Raw genomic sequence first — 22,852 nt, 5'->3', positions numbered from 1 at the left:
TTACAGATAACCATGTTGTGTCATTGAATAACCGTGTGGCCTGTACCCATGTCAGTTTTGGGAAACGGCGTAAAAAACATCACGGATAGAAAAAGATGATCACTCCATTTCGCATTGTGGCGGCGTCAGGCGTGCTGCTGGTGACGACCTTGTTTACCACGCTGGGCCATGCCCAGGACGCCCGATGGGCGCCGCTCAGGGCGGATGTGCATATCGAAAGCGGCCTGCTGGTGATCATGGCGGGCACCTTTATCGTGGAAGGCTGCCCCGAGATCGATGTGCGGCGCGTCCGCTCGACGCCTTATATGCTTGGGCTTGCGCGCCGGGCCATCGGGTTGGGCTTCAGCCGGGCTGAGGTCGAGGAATTCATCGACGATCCGACCGAACGGGCGCGGGTCGAGGCACGTGCAGATGCGTGGCTGGCGCAACGCGGGGCCAGCCGCGCAGATCCCGCAAGCCTATGCCAGGTGGGGCGCGACGAAATTACCGCCGGTTCGCCGATTGGCAGATTGCTCCGGCGGGGGTAGAAGACGGGCCAGACACGGCGTTCGGCCACGGATGCCCGCGGGAAAAGGACCGGTCCCATGAGCGATTTGCGCAAGATCATCATCGACGACAACGAGATCGAAGTTGATCCAGCCATGACCCTAATTCAGGCCTGCGAAGTGGCGGGAATCGAAATCCCGCGCTTCTGCTACCATGAGCGCCTCAGTATCGCGGGCAATTGCCGGATGTGCCTGGTCGAGGTTGTGGGCGGCCCGCCCAAGCCCGCCGCCTCCTGCGCGATGCAGGTCAAGGATCTGCGGCCCGGGCCCGAAGGTCAGCCGCCTGTGGTCAAGACGAACTCGCCCATGGTGAAGAAGGCGCGCGAAGGGGTGATGGAGTTCTTGCTTATCAACCACCCGCTCGATTGCCCGATCTGCGACCAGGGCGGCGAATGCGATCTGCAAGACCAGGCCATGGCCTATGGCGTGGATTTCAGCCGGTTCCGCGAGCCCAAACGCGCCGTCGACAATCTGGAACTTGGGCCGCTGGTCGGCACTGCCATGACGCGCTGTATCTCCTGCACCCGCTGTGTGCGCTTCATCACCGAGGTCGCCGGCATGCCCGAAATGGGCCAGACGGGCCGCGGCGAGGATGCGGAGATCACGTCCTATCTGGGCGCGACGCTCGAATCTGAGATGCAGGGCAACATCGTGGATCTTTGCCCGGTCGGCGCGCTGACCTCCAAGCCCTATAGCTTCACGGCTAGGCCCTGGGAATTGACCAAGACCGAGTCGATTGACGTGATGGATGCGCTTGGCTCCAACATCCGGGTCGATACCAAGGGCCGCGAAGTGATGCGCATCCTGCCGCGCAACCATGACGGCGTGAACGAGGAATGGCTCAGCGACAAGTCTCGCTATGTCTGGGATGGTCTGCGGCGCCAGAGGCTCGATAAACCCTATATTCGCGAAAACGGCAAATTGCGTCCGGCCTCGTGGGGGGAGGCGTTCAAGCTAGCCGCCGAAAAGATCAAAGGCGCCACCAAGCTTGCGGGATTGGTTGGCGATCTGGCCTCGACCGAGGCAGCCTATGCGCTGAAACAGCTGGTCGAAGGGCAGGGCGGTGTCGTCGAATGCCGCACCGATGGGGCCAAGCTGCCGAGCGGCAATCGCGCCGCTTATGTTGGCACAGCCTCCGTCGAAGAGATCGACGACGCCGAATACGTCATGTTGATCGGCACCAACCCGCGCGTGGAAGCTCCGGTGCTCAACGCGCGTATCCGCAAGGCCTGGTCGAAGGGGGCCAATGTGGCGCTGATCGGTGAAGCCGTTGATTTGACATATGAATACGTCCACATGGGCACGGATCGCGCGGCGCTGAAGGCGTTGACGGAGCATAGCTTCGGCGAGGTGAAAGAGAAAAATTCCATTGTCATCATCGGGCAGGGTGCGCTGCAGGGTGAGGATGGTGAAGCGGTTTTGGCCCATGCTCAGGCTGCAGCGGCTGCGATGAATTCGAGCCTTCTGGTGCTGCACACAGCGGCTGGCCGCGTCGGCGCGATGGATGTGGGGGCGACGAACCGCGATGCCATGGCGGCGGTGCAAGATGCCGATGTGATCTACAATCTGGGCGCCGATGAGATCGATATCGCCGCCGGAGCGTTCGTGATCTACCAGGGCTCCCACGGGGATCGGGGCGCGCACCGCGCCGATGTGATCCTGCCGGGCGCGGCCTACACCGAGGAGCAGGGCCTGTTCGTGAACACCGAAGGGCGCCCGCAATTGGCGATGCGCGCGGGCTTCCCGCCGGGTGATGCACGCGAAAACTGGGCGATTCTGCGCGCTTTGTCAGCTGAACTGGGCGCCACGCTGCCCTTCGACACGCTGGCCGCGTTGCGGGAACAGATGGTTGCCACCGCGCCGCATCTTCGCATGATCGACGAGGTGCCGGAGAATACCGGAGATGCGTTGGAACCTGGATCGCTTGGCACGGGCAATTTTGCCTCGCCCATCACGGATCACTACCTGACCAACGCGATCATACGCGCCTCAAGCCTCATGGCAGAGCTATCAGCGGCGGCCAAGGCACGGTCGCAGACCAAGATCGCTGCGGAGTAACCGATGTGACGCGGTGGGGCGGCTTTCCCCTGGCGGCGCTGGCGCTTGCAGCCTGCCAGCCAATGTCAGATCCTGTGCGCGGGCCCGATGCCCCTGCGCAATATAACGGGATCGAGACGCGGCTTTTGGATGTCGATCTGGTGAATTTTCGGGCTCGGATGAGCGGCGCGGCCAGTCGAGAGGCGGTTGACGCCTATGCGCGTTGCGCGGCTGTCGGCTATGCCCTGATCCGTGGCTACGGCTTTGCGCGACATGTGCGCACAAGTATTGAGGAAGAGGCTGGTATTTGGATCGCGGATGCGGTTTACACCATCTCGCCGGAACGCCCGCTTGGGTTGCAGACGCTCGACGCTGAGGTGGTTGCGGCAGATTGCGCGGAGCAAGGGATACCGACGGTCTAAGAAGTGGGCCGCAACGGGCCCGAGCCAAGGAATGAACGACCCATGGACGGCTTTTTTTCCACCACCCCCGGGATCATCCTGATCATCGCGGCGCAATGCCTGCTGGTCATTGGCTTTGTGATGGTCAGTTTGCTGTTCCTCGTCTACGGCGACCGGAAGATCTGGGCGGCTGTGATGATGCGGCGCGGGCCCAATGTTGTGGGCGTCTTCGGCCTGCTGCAAACCGTCGCCGACGCGTTGAAATACGTGGTGAAAGAGGTGGTGATCCCCGCTGGCGCGGATAGGCCCGTCTTCATGCTGGCGCCGATGACCAGCTTTGTTTTGGCCGTGATCGCCTGGGCGGTGATTCCGTTCAATGAAAGCTGGGTGCTTGCGGATCTGAACGTGGCCATCCTCTATGTCTTCGCCATGTCCTCGCTTGAGGTTTACGGCGTGATCATGGGCGGCTGGGCGTCGAATTCGAAATACCCGTTCCTGGGTTCGCTGCGCTCGGCGGCGCAGATGATTTCCTATGAGGTCTCCATCGGCCTGATCATCATCGGTGTGGTGATCTCAACCGGATCGCTCAACTTTGGGACGATCGTGGCCGCGCAGGACGGCAATCTGGGCCTGTTCAACTGGTATTGGCTGCCGCATCTGCCGATGGTCATGCTGTTCTTCGTCAGCGCCCTGGCTGAAACCAACCGCCCGCCCTTCGATTTGCCCGAGGCGGAGTCGGAATTGGTGGCGGGCTACCAGGTGGAATATTCATCAACGCCCTTCCTGCTCTTCATGGCGGGCGAATACATCGCTATCTTCTTGATGTGTGCGCTGATGACGCTGCTGTTCTTTGGCGGCTGGCTGTCGCCCATCCCCGGCCTGCCCGATGGGGCGCTGTGGATGGTGGCAAAAATGGCGATCTTCTTCTTCATCTTCGCGATGGTGAAGGCGATCGTGCCCCGGTATCGCTACGACCAGTTGATGCGGCTGGGCTGGAAAGTGTTCCTGCCATTCTCGCTCTTCTGGGTCGTGTTCGTGGCGTTCATGGCGAAATTCGAACTCTTTGGCGGCGCCTATGCCCGTTGGGCGATTGGAGGGTAAGGCATGGGTCCAGAAGTTATCGCTACCGAAACTCTGCATTATCCAGAGCTCTTGGAGTTCTGTAGGCAAGGCGCCACTCTGATGTTGGGTTCGATCGCATTTGACGGCAATAGCGAGTCTGCTGACCTTCGATTTGACGCGTGCGGCCTAGCCGAAAGCGCATCTGAAACGGCCTTCGATATCTGTATGATGTCCCAATCAGACGACATGCAAACCTGCATTAACCGCCAACTTGAGGCTGCTCAATGACCCAGATCGACTACACCCGCGCGGCGAAGTACTTTCTGTTCGTCGACTTCTTCAAAGGTTTCAAATTGGGGATGAAGTACTTCTTCTCGCCCAAGGTGACCGTGAATTACCCCCATGAAAAGGGCCCGCTGAGCCCGCGGTTCCGCGGTGAACATGCGTTGCGGCGCTACCCGAACGGGGAAGAGCGCTGCATCGCCTGCAAATTGTGCGAGGCCGTCTGCCCCGCCCAGGCGATCACCATCGATGCCGAACCGCGCGAAGATGGCAGCCGCCGCACCACGCGCTACGACATCGACATGACGAAGTGCATCTATTGTGGCTTCTGCCAAGAGGCGTGCCCGGTCGATGCCATCGTGGAAGGTCCGAACTTCGAGTTTGCCACCGAAACCCGCGAGGAACTCTACTACGACAAGGCCAAGCTGCTGGATAACGGTGAGCGGTGGGAAGCGGCGATTGCCAAGAACCTGGAACTGGACGCCCCCTACCGATGAGCCAATCCGACGCATATAAGCGTGGCAAAGCCATGGCCGAGGCGACGAATCCCGGCATCGAGGCGACCCTGGCCGAACGCTATGACGCGATCCTGCCGGGGTTTTCGACCTCGATGATGGAGGTTGCCTTTGGCCATTACTACACGCGCGACGGGTTGGACGACAAAACGCGTTATCTCACCACGGTTGCGGCTTTGACCGCTCTGGGCGGGCAAACGGCGCCGCAGCTCAAGGTCCATATCCGCAACGCCCTGCGCTCGGGTGCAACGCAGCGCGAGGTGGCCGAGGTGATCAACCAGATGGCGCTCTATGGCGGCTTCCCGGCGATGATCAATGCTTTGAACACGGCATTGGACGTGTTTGACGAGGAAGATGCCGCATGACCGAGACCCCGCAAAACCCGTTTGAGGCGCTGTTCAAGCAGACCCAGGAGATGACCCAGGAATGGGTCAAGGCGGTGAACCCGGCCATGGCCTCGTTCAATCCCACGCAGATGGACAAGATGTGGCCCACGCTGCCCGCCGAGGTGCTGGAGGCGTTCATGGGCAAGCAATTCAATCCCGAAGGCTTGGAGGCGAAGACCCGGCTTTTGCTGACGCTACAGGGTCTGACGATCCAGGGCGCCGTGGCTGAACCGCAGATCCGTCTGACCGTGCGCCACGCCATGGAGGCGGGCGCCACCAGCCAAGAGATTGCCGAAACCATCGGTCTGGCCGCGATGTTTGGCGGCGTGCCTGCGATGAACAAGGCGATGCAACTGGCCCAAGAGGCCATTGAAGGAGGCGAGGCGTAATATGGGCGTCGTTGATTTCACCTTTTACCTCTTTGCGCTGTCGGTTGTGATCGGCGGGCTGCTGACGGTGACGGCCAAAAACCCGGTCCATTCGGTCCTGTGGCTGATCCTCAGCTTTCTGTCGGCGGCGGGCCTGTTCGTGCTGCTGGGCGCCGAATTCGTCGCGATGCTTCTGATCATCGTCTACGTGGGTGCGGTCGCGGTGCTGTTCCTGTTTGTCGTCATGATGCTGGATGTCGACTTTGCCGAACTCAAGGCGGAGATGTCGAAATACATTCCGCTCGCGGGTCTGATCGGTGTGGTTCTGTTGATGCAATTGGCGCTGGCCTATGGCGTCTGGGAAACCGCCGAAGGTGTCGAGATGAGCGCGACGCCCATCGGCACGCCCGAAGGTGCGGGCGATCACAACACGCAAGCGCTGGGTCTGATCCTTTACGATCAATACTTCCTGGCATTCCAGGTTTCGGGTCTGATCCTGTTCGTTGCGATGGTGGGCGCCATCGTGTTGACCCTGCGCCACCGTGTGGATGTCAAACGCCAAAGCCCCGTTGCGCAGATGATGCGCGATCCCGCCACAGCGATGGAGTTGAAAGACGTCAAACCGGGGCAGGGTCTGTAACGGTGAAGCGGGCGGCGCTCATATCTCTGGCCGGGTTGGCGGCTCCCGCGGCACAGGCCTGCGTCGTGGAGGTGCAATCCTGCTATCCCGCGGCAGATGTCCACGCCGAATATGGCGGACATCGCGACTCGGTTGTGTTGTTCAGCGAATACGGCCCCGGCGACGCGCACAGATCCGTCGTTGTGGAATGCCGGACGCGGCAGGCCCTGTCGGTGCAGCCCGACAACCCGGACGATTGGGGCCGTTTTTGGGATGCGGAGGGCATCATGTCCGACGCCGTATACGACGATGCGGCCCAGACGCTTCGGCAAGTGGCCCGCCAGATCAACCGCCAGACCGGGATCGAGGCCCAGCTTTTCACCTTGCCGGGATCCCATTGCGGGTGCGATTTGCCCGCAATCCCGCCACCGCCAACCCATTGCCCGGCTGATTTCTGACGCCGGGCGCAGACAAGATCCGGGGGCACGGCCAGCAAAAAGGCCCGCCCCAGCCAAGACCAAGCGGGCGACACGGCCCAGACGCATTGGGGCGAACCGGCCCCGGAGGGACGACCAAAATGACCATAGGTCTCGAACATTACCTGACGGTGGCGGCGGCATTGTTCGTTATCGGCATCTTCGGCATCTTCCTGAACCGGAAGAACATCATCATCATTCTGATGTCGCTGGAGCTGATGCTGCTGAGCGTGAATATCAACATGGTGGCGTTCTCCTCGTTTCTGGGCGATCTGACGGGTCAGGTCTTCACGCTGTTCATCCTGACGGTGGCGGCGGCTGAGGCGGCGATCGGCCTTGCCATCCTGGTCTGTTTCTTCCGCAACCGCGGCACGGTCGACGTGGAAGCCGTCGACAACCTAAGGGGCTAAGACATGGAACAAATCCTTCTCTTCGCCCCCCTTGTCGGTGCGCTCATTTGCGGGTTCTCCTGGCGGTTGATCGGGGAACAGGCGGCCTGTGTGGTGGCGACCGCCTTCCTGGGGCTGTCCTGCCTGCTGAGCTGGCTAATCTTCCTGACATTCGATCCTTCGGCCCATGACAACGGATCGTATTCTGAATCCATCCTGACCTGGATCGAAAGCGGCACGCTGTTCACCGATTGGGCGATCCGCATCGACCGGCTGACGGCGATCATGCTGATCGTGATCACCTCGGTCTCGGCTTTGGTGCACCTCTATTCGTTTGGCTACATGGCCCATGACGAGAACTTCAAAGAGGGCGAAAGCTACCGCCCCCGGTTCTTCGCCTATCTCTCGTTCTTCACCTTCACCATGCTGATGCTGGTGACCGCCGACAACCTGCTGCAACTCTTCTTCGGGTGGGAAGGCGTGGGCGTTGCCTCGTACCTTCTGATCGGGTTCTACTACCGCAAACCTTCCGCGGGCGCCGCGGCGATGAAGGCCTTCATCGTGAACCGCGTGGGGGATTTCGGTTTCCTCTTGGGGATCTTCGCGCTGTTCTGGATGACGGATTCGATCGAGTTCGACATCGTCCTCGGCATGGGCGCGGAGTTGTCGGAGATGTCGATCACGTTCCTCGGCATGGAGTTGAACGCGGCCGAGACCATCGCCTTCCTGCTCTTTATCGGCGCGATGGGGAAATCGGCGCAGCTGTTTCTGCATACCTGGCTGCCCGACGCGATGGAGGGGCCGACACCCGTTTCGGCCCTGATCCACGCGGCCACGATGGTGACGGCGGGTGTGTTCCTGGTCTGCCGCATGTCGCCGGTGATCGAATATGCTCCCATGGCGGGTAACTTCATCATCATCCTGGGTGCCTGCACCGCCTTCTTCGCGGCGACCGTCGGGCTGGTCCAGAACGACATCAAACGCGTGATCGCCTATTCGACCTGTTCGCAGCTGGGCTATATGTTCGTGGCTGCAGGCGTCGGCGTCTATTCGGTGGCGATGTTCCACCTGTTCACCCACGCCTTCTTCAAGGCGATGCTGTTCCTCGGGGCCGGGTCGGTCATCCACGGGATGCACCACGAACAGGACATGCGGAACTATGGCGGCCTGCGCAAAAAGCTGCCCTATACGTTCTGGGCGATGATGATCGGCACCCTGGCCATTACCGGCGTGGGCGTGCCTGTGGCGCTGTTCACCCTGGGCGGTGTGCCGCTTGGCTTTGCCGGGTTCCTCTCGAAGGATGCCGTGATCGAAAGCGCCTTTGCCTTCGGTCCCGGGATCGGTGAATTTGCCTTCTGGTCCCTGGTGATCGCGGCCTGCTTCACCAGCTTTTATTCCTGGCGCCTGATCTTCATGACCTTCTTCGGCGAGCCGCGCGGCGACAAGCACACCCATGAACATGCCCATGAATCGCCCACTGTCATGCTGGTTCCGCTGGGGGCTCTGGCCATCGGCGCGGTGTTCTCGGGGATGGTCTGGTACAATTCCTTCTTCGGCCATACCGACGATGTGGGCCGCTTCTTTGGCGTGCCTTACGCCGAGGCCGCCCATCACGGGGATGAGGCCCATGACGAAGGCCACGGCGAAGACGCAGCGCATGCGGAGGAGAGCCACGGGGACGATGCCTACGCCGCAGACGGCGCCGCAGGATATGGCGACGAGCATCACTATTCCCTTGTCGGCGCGCCCGGCGAAGGCGCCATCCATGCCGCCCCCGACAACGACATCCTGAACGAGGCGCATGCCGTCTCCTACTGGGTGAAGACGGCGCCGTTCTTCGCGATGCTGATCGGCCTGGCCTTTGCCTATCTGTTCTACATCGTCGATCCGACGATCCCGGGGCGCCTCGCGCAACAGCAGCGGCCGCTCTACAACTTCCTGCTCAACAAATGGTACTTTGACGAAGCCTATAACTTCCTCTTCGTGCAGCCCGCGCGGTGGCTGGGCCGGTTCCTGTGGAAGGGCGGCGACGGGGCCGTCATCGATGGCGGGATCAATGGGCTTGCCATGGGGATCATCCCCTTCTTCACCCGCCAACTGAACCGGGCGCAGTCCGGCTACATTTTCCACTATGCGTTTGCGATGGTGATGGGGATTGTCCTCCTGGTCACCTGGATCTCGCTGAGCGCCGGGTAACGACCAATGGCCAACTTGATCTCTTTCGTGACCTTCCTGCCGCTGATCGCTGCCATCATCATGGCGGTGTTCCTGCGCGGCGACGATGAAGCGGCGCAGCTCAACGCCAAGCGCCTGGCCCTGGCTGCCACCAGCGCGACCTTCCTGGCGTCGATCTTCCTGCTGGTTCAATTCGACGCGCAAGATACCGAATTCCAACTGGTCGAAGAATATGACTGGATGTTCGGCCTGACCTACAAGGTTGGCGTCGACGGCATCTCGATCCTGTTTGTGATGCTGACGACCTTCCTGATGCCGATCACCATTGCCGCCTGCTGGGGGGTCGAGCATCGCGTCAAGGAATACATGATCGCGATGCTGGTGCTTGAAACGCTGATGATCGGCGTCTTCGTCGCGCTGGATCTGGTGCTGTTCTACCTGTTCTTCGAGGCGGGCCTGATCCCGATGTTCCTGATCATCGGCATCTGGGGCGGCAAGGACCGCATCTATGCCAGCTTCAAGTTCTTCCTCTACACGTTCCTGGGCTCGGTCCTGATGCTGGTCGCCATGGTGGCGATGTATGTGGATGCGGGCACAACAGACATCCCGACCCTGCTGAACCACAATTTCGGAACCGAGACCTTCAGCGTGCTTGGCATCCAGGTCGTCGGCGGCATGCAGACGCTGATGTGGCTGGCCTTCTTCGCCAGCTTTGCGGTGAAAATGCCGATGTGGCCCGTGCACACCTGGCTGCCCGACGCCCACGTGCAGGCGCCCACCGCCGGGTCCGTGGTGCTGGCCGCGATCCTGCTGAAGATGGGCGGCTACGGCTTTCTGCGGTTTAGCCTGCCGATGTTCCCGGTCGCCTCCGATCTGTTGGCGCCGCTGGTCCTGTGGATGAGCGTGATTGCCATTGTCTACACCTCGCTTGTCGCGATGGTGCAGGAGGATATGAAAAAGCTGATCGCCTATTCCTCGGTCGCGCATATGGGGTTCGTGACGATGGGGATCTTCGCCGCCAACCAGCAAGGCGTGGATGGCGCGATTTTCCAGATGATCAGCCACGGGTTCATCTCGGGCGCGCTGTTCCTCTGTGTCGGCGTGATCTACGACCGGATGCATACCCGAGAGATCGACGCCTATGGCGGGTTGGTCGTGCGAATGCCGGCCTATGCGCTGATCTTCATGCTGTTCACGATGGCCAATGTGGGCCTGCCGGGCACCTCTGGCTTTGTCGGGGAATTCCTGACCCTGGTCGGGGTGTTCCAGGTGAACACCTGGGTCGGTGTCTTTGCCGCGACCGGTGTGATCCTGTCGGCTTGCTACGCGCTGTGGCTGTACCGCCGCGTCGTCTTTGGCGATCTGATCAAGGAAAGCCTCAAGACCATTTCCGACATCACACCACGCGAGCGGGCGATCTTCGCCCCGCTGATCGTGATGACCTTGCTTCTGGGCGTCTATCCCAGCCTGGTGACCGATATCATCGGTCCCTCGGTGGCCGCCCTTCTGACCGATTACGACCTGGCCGTTGCGGCATTTGAGCCCGCAACCCACGTCGCCGCTAACCACTGAGGGCCCCCCCGATGATCGGATCTGATCTCGCCGTTATGACCCCGGAAATCGTGCTGTCGTTGTTTGCGATGGGTGCGCTGATGGCTGCCGTCTACACCAGCAAAGACGCCTTGGCGCCCGCGCTGACCTGGGGCACGGCAGGGCTGTTTGTGATCATGGCGATCTATATCGCCGTCACCGGGGAGGGCAGCCGCGAGGCCTTCGATGGCATGTTCGTCGATGACGCGTTCAGCCGGTTCGCCAAGATCACGATCTTGCTCTCGGCGGCGGCGATCCTGGCGATCTCGCATGATTACATGCTGAAAAGCGATCTTCTGCGGTTCGAGTTTCCGGTTCTGATCACCCTCGCCATCGTGGGTATGATGATCATGGTCTCTGCCGGGGATCTGATCGCGCTCTATATGGGGTTGGAGCTGCAATCCCTGGCGCTCTACGTCGTGGCCTCGCTCCGCCGCGACAGCGTGCGATCCACCGAAGCGGGCCTGAAATACTTCGTTCTCGGGGCGCTCTCCTCGGGCCTGTTGCTTTATGGGGCGTCGCTGACCTACGGCTTTGCGGGCACCACGTCATTCGATGGGATCATCGCCGCGGCCCAGGGGGAGATCGGGGTTGGCCTGCTGCTTGGCCTGGTCTTCATCACGGCGGGCCTCGCCTTCAAGGTCTCCGCCGCGCCGTTCCATATGTGGACACCGGACGTGTATGAAGGCTCGCCCACACCCGTGACAGCCCTCTTCGCTACGGCGCCCAAAGTGGCCGCCATGGCGCTGTTTGCGCGTGTCGTGCATGACGCGTTTGGCGGTGTGGTCGGCGATTGGCAGCAGGTCGTTGCCTTCCTGTCGGTCATTTCGATGTTTGTGGGGGCCATCGCCGCGATTGGCCAAACCGACATCAAACGCCTGATGGCCTATTCCTCAATCAGCCATATGGGCTTTGCCCTGATGGGTCTGGCCGCGGGCACGGCCCAGGGCGTTGAGGCGATGCTGATCTACATGGCGATCTATGTGGTGATGAATATCGGCACCTTCGCCTTCATCCTCACGATGGAACGCGACGGCCGCCCAGTCACCCAGATCTCATCGCTCGCCGGGTTTGCCAAGCGCGAAGGGACCAAAGCGGGTGCGCTTCTGGTTCTGCTGTTCAGCCTGGCCGGTGTGCCGCCCTTCCTGGGCTTCTTCGGCAAATACGCCGTCCTGCTTGCGGCGGTGGATGCCGGGCTTGTGTGGTTGGCTGTTCTGGGCGCTGTGGCCTCGGTCATCGGCCTGTTTTACTACCTGCGCATCGTCTACCTGATGTATTTCGGTGAGGAACGTGACGCGCTGGATGGCGGGATGGGTCTTGTCCAATATGCGGGTCTGATGGCGATGGCCGCGATCCTGTGTCTCGGGTGGTTGCCGGGCGTGAACCTGTTCGGGATCGAAGCGCCCGCCCAGGCTGCCGCCGCGATGCTGACCCGCTGACATGGCGGATTGGCCCGATGGCGTGGGCCGCCGGGTCCTGACCCAGACCGATAGCACGATGGCAGAGGCGGCGCGTTTGGCGCCCGACCTGTCCGGCCCGGAATGGATATTGGCGCTGTCCCAAAGTTCAGCCAAAGGCCGTCGCGGTCGCGCGTGGTCGATGCCGCGCGGAAACTTCGCCGCCTCTTTGGTGATGCGCCCCGACGGGCCTGTGGAACAGATCGCGCTGCGGTCCTTCGTGGCGGCATTGGCCTTGCGGGACGCCCTGATCGCAACCGGCGCAGAGCCCGAATCCCTCAGCCTGAAATGGCCCAATGACGTGTTGCACTATGGCGGCAAGCTGGCCGGGATTCTGCTGGAAAGCCTCGGTGATGGGCGCGGCGGTGTGGTTCATCTGATCATCGGCATCGGCGTGAACCTGGCCCAGGCGCCCGAGACGGCCGAGTTGGAACCGCGCGCCGTGCCGCCCGTGGCCCTGGGCCGCGCAATCAGTCCCGAAGCCTTTCTGGACGTGTTGGCCCCCGCCTTCGCCGCGCGCGAGGCCAGCCTGGTGACCTATGGCTTCGGTCCGACCCGGACCGAATGGCTGGCCCATGCTGCGCGTCTGGGCGAGGTCATCACCGCCCGCCTACCAAGCGAAGAAATCACCGGCACGTTCCAAGACGTCGATGAGACCGGCAATCTGATCCTCGAGACGCCCAAAGGGCGCCGCGCCATCTCTGCGGCTGATATCCATTTCTGATATATCCGGAGGCCTCTGATATGCTTCTTTGCATCGATTGCGGCAACACCAACACCGTCTTCTCGATCTGGGATGGCGAGGATTGGCTGTGTACCTTGCGCACCTCCACCCACCATTCGCGGACGGCGGATGCCTATTTCACCTGGTTTTCCACCCTGCTGTCCCATTATGGGATCAAGCCGGAGATCGATGATGTCATTATCTCGTCGACCGTGCCGCGTGTTGTCTTCAACCTGCGGGTCTTCTGCGACCGCTTCTTCAATCTGCGCCCTTGGGTGGTCGGCAAACCCGATTGCGCGCTGCCCCATGACCCGCGTGTCGATTTCGGCACCGGCGTGGGGCCGGACCGCCTGGCCAATGCGGCGGGTGCCTTTGCCCGGCATGGCGGCGATTGCGTGGTGGTCGATTTCGGGACCGCCACGAATTTCGATGTGGTGGCCGAAGACGGTGCCTATGTCGGCGGTGTGATCGCACCGGGCGTGAACCTGTCGCTAGAGGCGCTGGCGCTCGGCGCCGCCGCCTTGCCCCATGTGGACATCACCAAACCCGACGCCGTCATCGGCACCAACACCGTGGCTTGTATCCAATCGGGTGTGTTCTGGGGCTATGTCGGATTGATCGAAGGCATCACCGCGCGGATTAAATCCGAGTATGGCAAGCCGATGAAGGTCATTGGCACTGGTGGCCTTGCGCCCTTGTTTGCACAAGGGGAACTGCTATTTGACACCATCGAAGATGATCTGACGATGTACGGGCTGACGGTCATTCACAAATACAATAAGGACAACAAACGCATATGAGTGACCGAACACGTCTGATGTACCTCCCCCTCGGTGGCGCGGGGGAGATTGGCATGAATTGCTATGTCTATGGATATGGGCCCGAGGGGGCAGAGCGGCTGATCGTGGTGGATATCGGTGTGGCTTTTCCGGACATGGACGGCCAGCCCGGTGTCGATCTGATCTTGCCAGATGTGGCTTGGCTGGAAGAACGGCGCGACCGGATCGACGGGATCTTCATCACCCATGCGCATGAGGATCACGTGGGCGCCGTCGGGCATCTTTGGGGGCGGTTGAAAGCGCCGGTCTATTGCCGGAAATTCACCGCCATCCATGCGATGCGCAAGCTGGAAGAGGCGGGCCATGACCCAGAAATTGTGCGCGTTGTCGAGGCTTACCCTCAGGTGATCGAAGCCGGGCCGTTCCAGGTGCAATTCGCGCCCGTTTCCCACTCGATCCCCGAAAGCTCGGCCCTGCTGATCGACACGCCCGCGGGCCGTGTGGTGCATTCCGGCGATTTCAAGATCGACCGCGATCCGGTGGTGGGCGAGCCCTTTGACGAAGATATGTGGCGCCAGATCGGGGCCGATGGTGTGCTGGCTTACATCTGCGACAGCACCAATGTGTTTAACCGAAATCCCGGCCGATCTGAGTCGCAATTGCCGGAAAACATCACCGCCTTGGTGCAGGAGGCGAAGGGGATGGTCGTGGCCACCACATTTGCCTCGAACATCGCGCGGTTGAAGACGCTCGCCGATGCCGGTGTCGCGGCGGGGCGCTCGATCTGCCTGATGGGTCGCGCCATGCAGCGGATGGTGCGCGCGGGCGTGGAATCCGGCGTGCTGACCGCGTTTCCCTCCACTGTCTCACCGGAAGAGGCGCTGGATATCCCCCGCGAGAACCTGATGCTGATCGTCACGGGCAGCCAGGGGGAACGCCGCGCCGCCTCCGCCGCCCTGTCACGGGGCAAGTATCTGGGCCATGAATTGGCCGAGGGCGATATGTTCCTGTTTTCCTCGAAAACGATCCCCGGAAATGAGGTCTCGGTCGGCTATATCCAGAACGCCCTGGCCGAGAAAGGCGTTGAAATCGTTGACGATAATGCCGGATTTTACCATGTCTCAGGCCATGCGAACCGCCCCGATCTGGAGGCGATGCACGATATCCTGCGCCCGCAGATCCTGATCCCGAACCATGGCGAGTTCCGGCATATGCGCGAACATGCTCGCCTGGCGGCGTCGAAGGGGATGCGCGGGCTGATCGCGGCCAATGGCACCATGCTGGAACTGACCGGCAATGCGCCCGGCGCCGTCGAGCATATTGAGGTGGGGCGCACCTATCTGGACGGCGATGCGTTTGTCGGCGCCTTTGACGGTGTGATCCGCGAACGCATGAAGATGGCGCTGAACGGGATGGTAGTCGTCGCGCTGATTATCGATGAATCCGACGAGGTGCTGGAAGATGCCTGGGTTGCCCTGCGGGGTCTGCCAGAGGTGGGATCCTCCGGCGCACCGCTGCAGGACCTGATCGAAGACGATCTTGCGCGCCTTCTGCCCCGGCTGGATGCGAAGGTCATTGATGACGATGACAAGCTGGAAGAGAGCATCAAACGCGTGGTCCGCAATGTCTGCAGCCAGGAAATCGGCAAGAAGCCCGAGCTGACCTTGTTGGTCAGCCGTCTGATGGCGGAATAACCGCCCTCAGGATTCTGCCGAGGGCGTTTCCGCAGGTTCTTCCGCCGCGGCTTCGGTCGGCGCTTCGGCGTCGGCCTTTTTCTTGCGCGGAGCGCGTTTGCGCTTTGGCTTTTCGGCGGGTGCGTCTTCGGCCTCCGCCGGCGCGTCTACCGCTGCATCCTCTGCGGGTGCCTCGACTTTCTTCCGACGACGGCGTTTGGGTTTTTCCTCGGCCGTGGGCTCGGGCTCGGGGTCCGGGGTCGGGTCTGCCTCGGTCTCTGTGTCTTCCGCTTTCGGTTTGCGGGTGCGGCGACGCTTGGGCTTTGGCGCCTCTTCAGCCATTTCCGCGTCAACCGTTTCGACGACCGCCGTTTCAGTTGCGGGCGTGGTCGCAGGTGCGGCCTCGGCCTCGGGCGTCGGTTCCACCGCATCTTCGGCGGTTTCAGTCAGGTCTCGTGCCGGGCCGCCGCGTCGCTCGTCAAAGCTGAGCGCGATGAAGTCGGGCATATGATCACCCATGCCAACGATCTTGCCGCCCCGATCATTCTCGCGTCCACGACCGCGTCCGCTGCGAGACCGGCTGCGCTTTTCTTCGGGCTCAGACGGTGTGGTCTCGACGGGTTCAGCCTCGGCCTGCGCCTCATCCGATTTCCGTCCACGACGACCACGGCGCGGCTTGTCAGCCTCGGCCTTGCCGTCATCCGACCGGCCCCGGTTATCCTTGACCTCCATCGGAGCTTCCGCGCGCGGGATCGGCTGTTCGATCAGATTCTCGATCGCGCTCAGATACTTATCGTCAGCGGGCACCGCCAAGGTGATCGCCACGCCGTTCCGACCTGCGCGACCGGTGCGTCCGATCCGGTGCACATAATCTTCCGCATGGCTGGGCATGTCGTAGTTCAAAACATGGCTGACATTGGGAATATCGAGACCGCGGGCGGCCACATCGGAGGCGACCAAGAACCGGATCGATCCGTCGCGGAACCCATCAAGCGTGCGCATCCGATGCGATTGATCCAGATCGCCGTGGATCGGCTCGGCGTTTAGACCATGTTTCTTGAGGGATTTTGCGACGATATCCACATCGACCTTGCGGTTGCAGAAGATGATCGCGTTGGTGCAGGCCTCGCCTTCAGCGGTGATCGCGGCGCGCAGCATATCGCGTTTTTGCTTTGCGGCCATGTCGCGGCGCGTCGGTTTGAACTCGATCAGACGCTGTTCAATCGTGTCGGAGGTCGTGGATTGCCGCGCCACCTCGATCTTTGCAGGATTCGACAGGAAGGTATTGGTGATCCGCTCGATCTCGGGCGCCATGGTTGCGCTGAAAAACAGCGTCTGGCGGGTGAAGGGGACGAGGCCGAAAATCCGTTCGATATCAGGGATAAAGCCCATATCCAGCATCCGGTCCGCTTCGTCGACGACCATCACCTTCACATCGTTCAGGATCAGCTTGCCGCGTTCGAAATGGTCCAGCAAGCGACCGGGCGTGGCGATCAGAACATCGACGCCTTTGTCGATGGCCGTTTCTTGTTCCTTGAAACTGACCCCACCGATCAGCAGCGCTTTGCTGAGTTTCACATGTTTGGCATAAACATCAAAGTTTTCAGCGACTTGTGCGGCCAATTCCCGTGTCGGGCACAGCACCAGGCTGCGCGGCATCCGCGCGCGAGCGCGGCCACGGGCCAGCATGGTGATCATCGGCAATGTGAAAGAGGCGGTCTTGCCGGTGCCGGTCTGGGCAATGCCCAGAACGTCGCGGCCCTCCAATGCGGGCGGTATCGCGCCCTCTTGGATCGGGGTCGGGGTTTCATAGCCCGCCTCGGTGATGGCCTTTTGCACCTTGGGATTGAGCTGAAGCTCGGAGAATGTGGTCATTTGCGTCCAATCGGTCCGCGAGCAAGTCGCGGCATAGGTGATGGAGCGCAATTACCCGGCGCGCTCCGCGTTCGGTTCCGTGCGGATCACGGAACAGCGCAGGACATAAGGCAAATCCACCGACCCGTCAAATCTGATGGTGCTGCGCCGTGGCTAAGGCAACACACCCATCAACTGCGCCTGTCTCAATGCCTGTTGGAACTGCTCGGCGGGGACAAAGATCTCGACCATGGCATCGGGTCCAATGAGGTGGGCGCGCAATCCCCGGCGCGCGGCATCGGAGAAGTCTTGTGCCGAAAGGTGAATGAAACCAGTGCGATACCCACGGCATCCAAAGCCGGGGGCGCAATATTCCTCGCGGCGCGAGACGCCGTCGAACCGCAAGGCCGCGCCGTCGCGATAGGCGTCGTCCATGCGCAGACGATAGTGACGACCGTCGATGGCCTGTCCGATTTCGACTGTGAGAGAGGTTTGCCCCGCTTGACGCAGGGCCAGAACTTGTCCGTAAAGCAGGTGGTCCCGATCCACTGAAATCAGCGTTCGCTCAGAGAATCCCCCCTCAATCCCGGTGATGTCCGAGCGGTGCATGCCGGGTCCCGCGGGGGCACAGGCCGACAGCGCCAGCAATACGGGAACGAGAAGGTAAAAACGCCAAGTCATGGCGCAGAGTTACGGTGGAATTGGTTAATGGCGGCTTAAATCTGTGCGCTGTCATGTAGAACTGGCCGATAGCCTCCGCGCAACACTCCGACACTAGGGGCCGGTGTTAAGACGGTGATCTGACCGCTCGGGCGGTTTTGCGGCGGGCCATATCCCGTCGGCGCATAAGGCAGCATCGCATCACCCAAAAGCACGTGTGGCGTCGTGCCGCTCAGAATGAATGTCCCATCCGGCAGGTCATCGGCCTCGGCCTGATGACGGACTTGTTGACGGATTCGGGTTACGCGGGCGCGGTGCAGCGCGCTGTCCATCGCCATCCGCTCAGCCGCTGCGCCGGTGGCAGCCTCCCACGCGGCGATCCAGGCGCGATACGCGTCGCGACGGCAATAATGGCAGGGACGGTGACCGGCGGCGACGGCCACGGCCTCATCCAGAAAGAACAGGGCCGACCAGCCGCGATCGGGCATCGGCCCGTGATATTTGCCGCGCGGATGCGTCAGTGTGCAGACCAGCCAATGCTTGTGGCTCCACCGCGACGTGCCAAGGGTCCCATCGGGGCGATGGATGATCCCACGGTTGCCGGTGAACAGGCCACGGGCCGGATCGACCACAATCTCACCTGTCGGCAGAACACGATTTTGAAGCGGCATGGCGGCACCTCATGGTGGGATGCCCAGAGATTACCTAAATTTCTAAACCATGTGAACGATCATGCGGGATGTCGGATATAAACAACAATCCAGCGTGAATCAGCCAAATTTGACTGTGGATAGATTGCAAAACCACATCATCTGTTGAGACCACACGGCGCCACTTGACCGGGTCGCGCCATGGGCTAAGACTTAGATCATCAATTCTTTCGTCGATGATAACGTGATGTCGGGATAGTCGCGCTCCACACGATCGATGTCCCATTGCAGGCGCGTCAGATAGACGGGGTCACCATCGTTGTCCTCAGCAATGTGCTGTTTGTTGGCGGCGGCAAATGTTTCGACCGCCTCTTTTGGTCCATGCACCCAGCGGGCAGAGGTGAATTGCGACGCTTCGAACCGAACCGGCAGGCCGTATTCCAACTCGATCCGACTGGCCAGAACCTCGAATTGCAGGGCCCCCACGACACCGACGATAAAGCCCGAGCCAAAGGTCGGCTTGAACACCTTGGCCGCGCCTTCCTCGGCGAATTGCATCAGCGCCTTTTCCATATGCTTGGCCTTCATCGGGTCACCCGCGCGGACCGATTGCAGCAATTCAGGCGCGAAAGAGGGGATGCCGGTGAACCGCAGGCCCTCGCCCTCGGTCAACGCATCGCCAATCCGCAATTGGCCGTGATTGGGAATGCCGATAATGTCGCCCGCCCAAGCCTCTTCGGCAAGCTCACGATCGGAGGCCAGGAACATGACCGGATTGCTGATCGCCATCGGCTTTTTCGACCGCACATGGGTCAGCTTCATGCCGCGCTGAAAATGCCCGGACGCCAGGCGCAGAAAGGCCACGCGGTCGCGGTGCTTGGGGTCCATATTCGCCTGCACCTTGAACACAAAGCCCGCGACCTTCTTTTCCTCGGGCGCCACCTCGCGCGGTTCGGCGTTCTGCACCTGCGGCTCGGGTCCGTATTCGGCGATGCCGTCCATCAGCTCTTTGACGCCAAACGAATTGATCGCCGACCCGAACCAGATCGGCGTCAGGGTGCCCTGCAAAAAGGCGGTGCGGTCCATGGCGGGCAGCAATTCGCGGGCCATTTCAACCTCTTCGCGCAGCTGCGCGAGCAAGGCTTCAGGGATGTGGTCGTCCAGTTTCGGATCATCCAACCCGTCCATCGAAACCGACTCAGCCACCTTGTTGCGGTCGGCCCGATCCATCAGCTCCAGCCGGTCATGGATCAGATCATAGCAGCCCAGGAAATCGCGCCCGACCCCGATGGGCCAAGAGGCAGGGGTGACATCAATCGCCAGATTTTCCTGGATTTCGTCAATGATCTCAAACGTATCGCGGCTTTCACGGTCCATCTTGTTACAGAAGGTCAGGATCGGCAGATCGCGCAGGCGGCAAACCTCGAACAGCTTCTGGGTTTGCGATTCCACCCCTTTCGCGCCATCGATCACCATGATCGCGGCATCAACGGCGGTCAGCGTGCGATACGTATCCTCGGAAAAATCGCTGTGGCCCGGCGTGTCGACCAGATTAAAGCGATAGCGCCCGTCAAAGTCGAAGCTCATCGCCGAGGCGCTGACCGAAATGCCGCGATCCTTTTCCATCTGCATGAAGTCCGACCGTGTGCGCCGCGCCTCCCCTTTGGCGCGGACCTGACCGGCCATCTGAATGGCACCGCCATACAGCAGGAACTTCTCGGTCAGCGTGGTTTTCCCCGCATCGGGATGCGAGATGATCGCAAAAGTGCGGCGACGGGCGATTTCCGGGGGCAGGGTGGGGCGATTGTCCAACATGGGCGCGGTATATTCCCGCGCGCGCCGTGGGACAATCGCCTTCGTTCAGCTTAGTTGCAGCCCAGCACGTAGCCTTGGGCACCGTTGGGTTCCGGCGGCGAGCCGGGCTGGATGATCTGCCAGTGCAGCTGGCTGCCGGCCCCGCAGATCGAGTGGCTTCCAACGCCGCCGCCCGTCGGAACTCCATGGGTCGCGCCGCCGGTCCGGGTCAGGGACTGCGCGCTTTGGGCCAGAGGCACCATTGGGACGGCGGTTGTCGGGGCAGGCGCCGTGCGGACCTGCATCTGAGCCGCGGCAAGGGTGGGGGTCAGCGCGACACACGCGCAAAGGGTCAGTTTCAATAGTCGGGTCATCGAATTTCCTTTCAGATCAATGATCCCGTTTCCCATCGCCATCCTGCCCAAAAGGGCCTTTGCGCGCCATGGCGGAAAACCCGAACAATCGGCGGCTTCCAGACGAGAAAACCCGGCGCAGGGCTGCGCTGGGTCGATGGGTTTGCGATGTGTGGCGATCAGTTGCGCAGGCGGCGCACGCATTCGCGTTCTAGCGTGCCGGGGATCGGCTGGCCCTGGGCATCGGCGTGGTAGGTGGTGACCCAGCGGCCGAACAGGCACCCGCCATTGCCCGAGGCGCGGCGTGTGGTGGAGGATGAGATGGTGTTTCCGTCATCATCGCTGAAACCGCCCCCGCCATTACCGCCACCACCGTTGCCGCCGCCGTTGCCACCGTTATCGCCAGGGCCGGGCTCGTTTCCGCCACCCAAATCCGGCGCCTCGACATCGCCCGGCCCGCCGGGCCCAGGACCGTTATCGATCTCGGGCGCTGCGACGTCCAATGCGGCAGACGGCACGGTCGACAGGCCAAGGCCAATTGCAAAAACGCTCAGCATAATCAAAGAATGTATTTTCATATCAATGGGTTCCTAATTTAATATGTATACCAATTATTGGTGTGCGCTCTATAATCGGAGATCACGGCGCCGTGAAACTACGGAAATCCGGACACTCCCCTGACACAATGCTGTCAGGAGTTTGCCTTGGCAGGAGGTGACAGGGAGGCCGGGCTCCGGCACGATATCCTTGGTACAGCACAGAGAACGGAGACGGTGAGATGGATTTGAAAGCAATCGCAGATACCCTGGTCGAGGCATGTCGCGCTGAAAATGAGACCTCTCTATTGGAAAACCACTATCATCCAGACGCGGTATCGGTTGAAGCCGCCGATTATTCTGGGATGGGCCGAGAGACCAAGGGTCTGGACGGGATCAAAGGCAAACATGCCTGGTGGGACGCCAATTTCGAAATGCATAGCAGCGACGTGCAGGGGCCGTTCCTGCATGGCGACGACCGGTTCGCGGTGATTTTCGAAGTGGATTGCACCGAGAAGGCCACCGGCAACCGGATGCCAATGAAAGAGGTCGCGATCTATCACGTGGCCGATGGCAAAATCGTCCGCGAAGAGTTCTTCGGAACCGGGTGAGCGAACAGCGGGTCAGGCGCCGGTTTCCGTCGCGCCTGATCCTTAGGCGCGTCCAGGCTGGCGGTGCGCCCGGGTGGCTGGTAAGCCGGGACAACGCTGTTTGAAGAGGACTGGCCGAATGGATCTTGGGATTACGGGAAAGCGCGCGTTGGTCTGCGCGTCGTCAAAAGGGCTTGGGCGCGGCTGTGCCGAGGCATTGGCCGCCGCCGGTGTGGATCTGGTGCTGAACGCGCGCGGCGCGGAGGCGCTGGAGGCCACAGCCGAAGCGATCCGGGCAGATCACGGCGTGCAGGTCACCGCTGTGGCCGCCGATATCACCAGTGAAGACGGGCGCGCCTCGGTCCTGGCCGAGGCGGGCGATCTGGACATTCTGGTGACAAATGCGGGCGGTCCGCCGCCCGGCCTGTGGTCCGATTGGGCGCGGGAAGATTTCATCGCCGCTTTGGACGCCAACATGCTCACCCCGATTGCGCTGATGACCGAGCTGATGCCGAAGATGATCGACAAAGGCTGGGGCCGGGTGGTCAACATCACCTCGCAATCGGTGAAGGCGCCGATCCCGCAACTCGGGCTGTCAAACGCCGCGCGCACCGGGTTGACCGGCTATGTCGCGGGCACAGCGCGCCAGGTGGCGCCGTTTGGCGTGGTGGTCAACAATATGCTGCCCGGCATCCACGCCACGGATCGCGCGATACAGCTTGACGGCGGCGTGTCCCAAAAAGAGGGGATCAGCCTGGAAGAGGCCAAGGCGCGCCGTGAGGCCACGATCCCCGCGCGGCGCTACGGCACAGCAGCGGAATTTGGGGCGATGTGCGCCTTCCTCTGCTCGCAACATGCGGGGTTCATCGTAGGCCAGAACATCTTGCTGGATGGCGGCGGAACGAATGCAACGATCTAGTTTACGTCTGTAAACACG

General features: G+C 61.5%; 24 protein-coding genes. 18 read left to right on the top strand and 6 right to left on the bottom strand.

Annotation, left to right across the window (positions count from 1 at the left end):
- The first annotated feature begins 95 nt into the window (after positions 1-95).
- The 16 genes from V8J82_RS03280 to V8J82_RS03205 all read left to right on the top strand — a co-directional run bounded on the left by V8J82_RS03280 (position 96) and on the right by V8J82_RS03205 (position 15,499).
- Entirely contained in the window at positions 96-527 is a 432-nt protein-coding gene (locus tag V8J82_RS03280; RefSeq protein ID WP_339972118.1) for a DUF5333 domain-containing protein, read from the top strand.
- A gap of 57 nt (positions 528-584) precedes the next feature.
- Positions 585-2,603 carry an NADH-quinone oxidoreductase subunit NuoG gene (gene nuoG, locus V8J82_RS03275; RefSeq protein ID WP_339972116.1) on the top strand — a complete coding sequence of 673 codons (2,019 nt, stop codon included), beginning with the start codon at positions 585-587 and terminating at the stop codon, positions 2,601-2,603.
- 62 nt (positions 2,604-2,665) lie between these two features.
- A complete protein-coding gene (locus V8J82_RS03270; RefSeq protein ID WP_339974499.1) occupies positions 2,666-3,004 on the top strand; it encodes a YNQ4 family lipoprotein in 339 nt (112 codons plus the stop codon).
- A 42-nt stretch (positions 3,005-3,046) separates the two neighbouring features.
- Complete coding sequence (gene nuoH / locus V8J82_RS03265) at positions 3,047-4,084, top strand: NADH-quinone oxidoreductase subunit NuoH (RefSeq protein WP_339972114.1); 1,038 nt, start codon at positions 3,047-3,049, stop codon at positions 4,082-4,084.
- A gap of 245 nt (positions 4,085-4,329) precedes the next feature.
- Positions 4,330-4,824 carry an NADH-quinone oxidoreductase subunit NuoI gene (gene nuoI / locus V8J82_RS03260; RefSeq protein ID WP_339972112.1) on the top strand — a complete coding sequence of 165 codons (495 nt, stop codon included), beginning with the start codon at positions 4,330-4,332 and terminating at the stop codon, positions 4,822-4,824.
- A complete protein-coding gene (locus V8J82_RS03255) occupies positions 4,821-5,207 on the top strand; it encodes a carboxymuconolactone decarboxylase family protein (protein WP_339972110.1) in 387 nt (128 codons plus the stop codon). Before nuoI ends, V8J82_RS03255 begins: the two co-directional genes overlap by 4 nt.
- Positions 5,204-5,617 (top strand): carboxymuconolactone decarboxylase family protein, encoded by a 414-nt coding sequence (locus V8J82_RS03250; protein WP_339972108.1) that lies wholly within the window; start codon positions 5,204-5,206, stop codon positions 5,615-5,617. Before V8J82_RS03255 ends, V8J82_RS03250 begins: the two co-directional genes overlap by 4 nt.
- Position 5,618: 1 nt before the next feature.
- On the top strand, positions 5,619-6,236 hold the full coding sequence (locus V8J82_RS03245; protein WP_339972106.1) for an NADH-quinone oxidoreductase subunit J: 618 nt from the start codon (positions 5,619-5,621) through the stop codon (positions 6,234-6,236).
- A gap of 2 nt (positions 6,237-6,238) precedes the next feature.
- Positions 6,239-6,673 carry a hypothetical protein gene (locus V8J82_RS03240; RefSeq protein WP_339972104.1) on the top strand — a complete coding sequence of 145 codons (435 nt, stop codon included), beginning with the start codon at positions 6,239-6,241 and terminating at the stop codon, positions 6,671-6,673.
- 119 nt (positions 6,674-6,792) lie between these two features.
- The gene (nuoK, locus tag V8J82_RS03235) at positions 6,793-7,101 is read left to right on the top strand and encodes an NADH-quinone oxidoreductase subunit NuoK (RefSeq protein WP_339972101.1); all 309 of its coding nucleotides are present in this window, start codon (positions 6,793-6,795) and stop codon (positions 7,099-7,101) included.
- A gap of 3 nt (positions 7,102-7,104) precedes the next feature.
- On the top strand, positions 7,105-9,276 hold the full coding sequence (nuoL, locus tag V8J82_RS03230) for an NADH-quinone oxidoreductase subunit L (RefSeq protein ID WP_339972099.1): 2,172 nt from the start codon (positions 7,105-7,107) through the stop codon (positions 9,274-9,276).
- A gap of 6 nt (positions 9,277-9,282) precedes the next feature.
- Entirely contained in the window at positions 9,283-10,827 is a 1,545-nt protein-coding gene (locus tag V8J82_RS03225) for an NADH-quinone oxidoreductase subunit M (RefSeq protein WP_339972097.1), read from the top strand.
- Positions 10,828-10,838: 11 nt separating this feature from the next.
- Positions 10,839-12,284, top strand: a complete 1,446-nt coding sequence (gene nuoN, locus V8J82_RS03220; protein WP_339972095.1) for an NADH-quinone oxidoreductase subunit NuoN — start codon at positions 10,839-10,841, stop codon at positions 12,282-12,284.
- 1 nt (position 12,285) lies between these two features.
- Positions 12,286-13,026: a biotin--[acetyl-CoA-carboxylase] ligase gene (locus V8J82_RS03215; protein ID WP_339972093.1), complete on the top strand. Its 741-nt coding sequence runs from the start codon at positions 12,286-12,288 to the stop codon at positions 13,024-13,026.
- A 20-nt stretch (positions 13,027-13,046) separates the two neighbouring features.
- Positions 13,047-13,826 carry a type III pantothenate kinase gene (locus tag V8J82_RS03210; RefSeq protein ID WP_339972091.1) on the top strand — a complete coding sequence of 260 codons (780 nt, stop codon included), beginning with the start codon at positions 13,047-13,049 and terminating at the stop codon, positions 13,824-13,826.
- Complete coding sequence (locus V8J82_RS03205) at positions 13,823-15,499, top strand: ribonuclease J (RefSeq protein ID WP_339972089.1); 1,677 nt, start codon at positions 13,823-13,825, stop codon at positions 15,497-15,499. The genes V8J82_RS03210 and V8J82_RS03205 overlap by 4 nt, the downstream gene beginning before the upstream one ends.
- A gap of 6 nt (positions 15,500-15,505) precedes the next feature.
- Here V8J82_RS03205 and V8J82_RS03200 read toward each other — a convergent pair whose 3' ends face one another.
- The 6 genes from V8J82_RS03200 to V8J82_RS03175 all read right to left on the bottom strand — a co-directional run bounded on the left by V8J82_RS03200 (position 15,506) and on the right by V8J82_RS03175 (position 21,346).
- Positions 15,506-17,353, bottom strand: a complete 1,848-nt coding sequence (locus V8J82_RS03200) for a DEAD/DEAH box helicase (RefSeq protein WP_339972087.1) — start codon at positions 17,351-17,353, stop codon at positions 15,506-15,508.
- 153 nt (positions 17,354-17,506) lie between these two features.
- The gene (locus V8J82_RS03195; protein WP_339972085.1) at positions 17,507-18,013 is read right to left on the bottom strand and encodes a hypothetical protein; all 507 of its coding nucleotides are present in this window, start codon (positions 18,011-18,013) and stop codon (positions 17,507-17,509) included.
- 35 nt (positions 18,014-18,048) lie between these two features.
- Positions 18,049-18,663 (bottom strand): hypothetical protein, encoded by a 615-nt coding sequence (locus V8J82_RS03190; RefSeq protein WP_339972083.1) that lies wholly within the window; start codon positions 18,661-18,663, stop codon positions 18,049-18,051.
- 192 nt (positions 18,664-18,855) lie between these two features.
- Entirely contained in the window at positions 18,856-20,457 is a 1,602-nt protein-coding gene (locus V8J82_RS03185) for a peptide chain release factor 3 (RefSeq protein WP_339972081.1), read from the bottom strand.
- A gap of 50 nt (positions 20,458-20,507) precedes the next feature.
- Positions 20,508-20,810: a hypothetical protein gene (locus V8J82_RS03180; protein ID WP_339972079.1), complete on the bottom strand. Its 303-nt coding sequence runs from the start codon at positions 20,808-20,810 to the stop codon at positions 20,508-20,510.
- A 158-nt stretch (positions 20,811-20,968) separates the two neighbouring features.
- Positions 20,969-21,346 carry a hypothetical protein gene (locus tag V8J82_RS03175; RefSeq protein WP_339972077.1) on the bottom strand — a complete coding sequence of 126 codons (378 nt, stop codon included), beginning with the start codon at positions 21,344-21,346 and terminating at the stop codon, positions 20,969-20,971.
- A 221-nt stretch (positions 21,347-21,567) separates the two neighbouring features.
- Here V8J82_RS03175 and V8J82_RS03170 point away from each other — a divergent pair, with 221 nt between their 5' ends.
- Entirely contained in the window at positions 21,568-21,936 is a 369-nt protein-coding gene (locus V8J82_RS03170; protein WP_339972075.1) for a SnoaL-like domain-containing protein, read from the top strand.
- A 118-nt stretch (positions 21,937-22,054) separates the two neighbouring features.
- Positions 22,055-22,834, top strand: a complete 780-nt coding sequence (locus V8J82_RS03165; RefSeq protein WP_339972073.1) for an SDR family oxidoreductase — start codon at positions 22,055-22,057, stop codon at positions 22,832-22,834.
- The last annotated feature ends 18 nt before the right edge of the window (positions 22,835-22,852 follow it).

The organism is Gymnodinialimonas mytili (genome assembly GCF_037544085.1).
Taxonomy (GTDB): Bacteria; Pseudomonadota; Alphaproteobacteria; order Rhodobacterales; family Rhodobacteraceae; genus Gymnodinialimonas; species Gymnodinialimonas mytili.
Note: the sequence above shows the minus strand (reverse complement) of the source record. Positions and strands in the feature narration are given on the sequence as shown.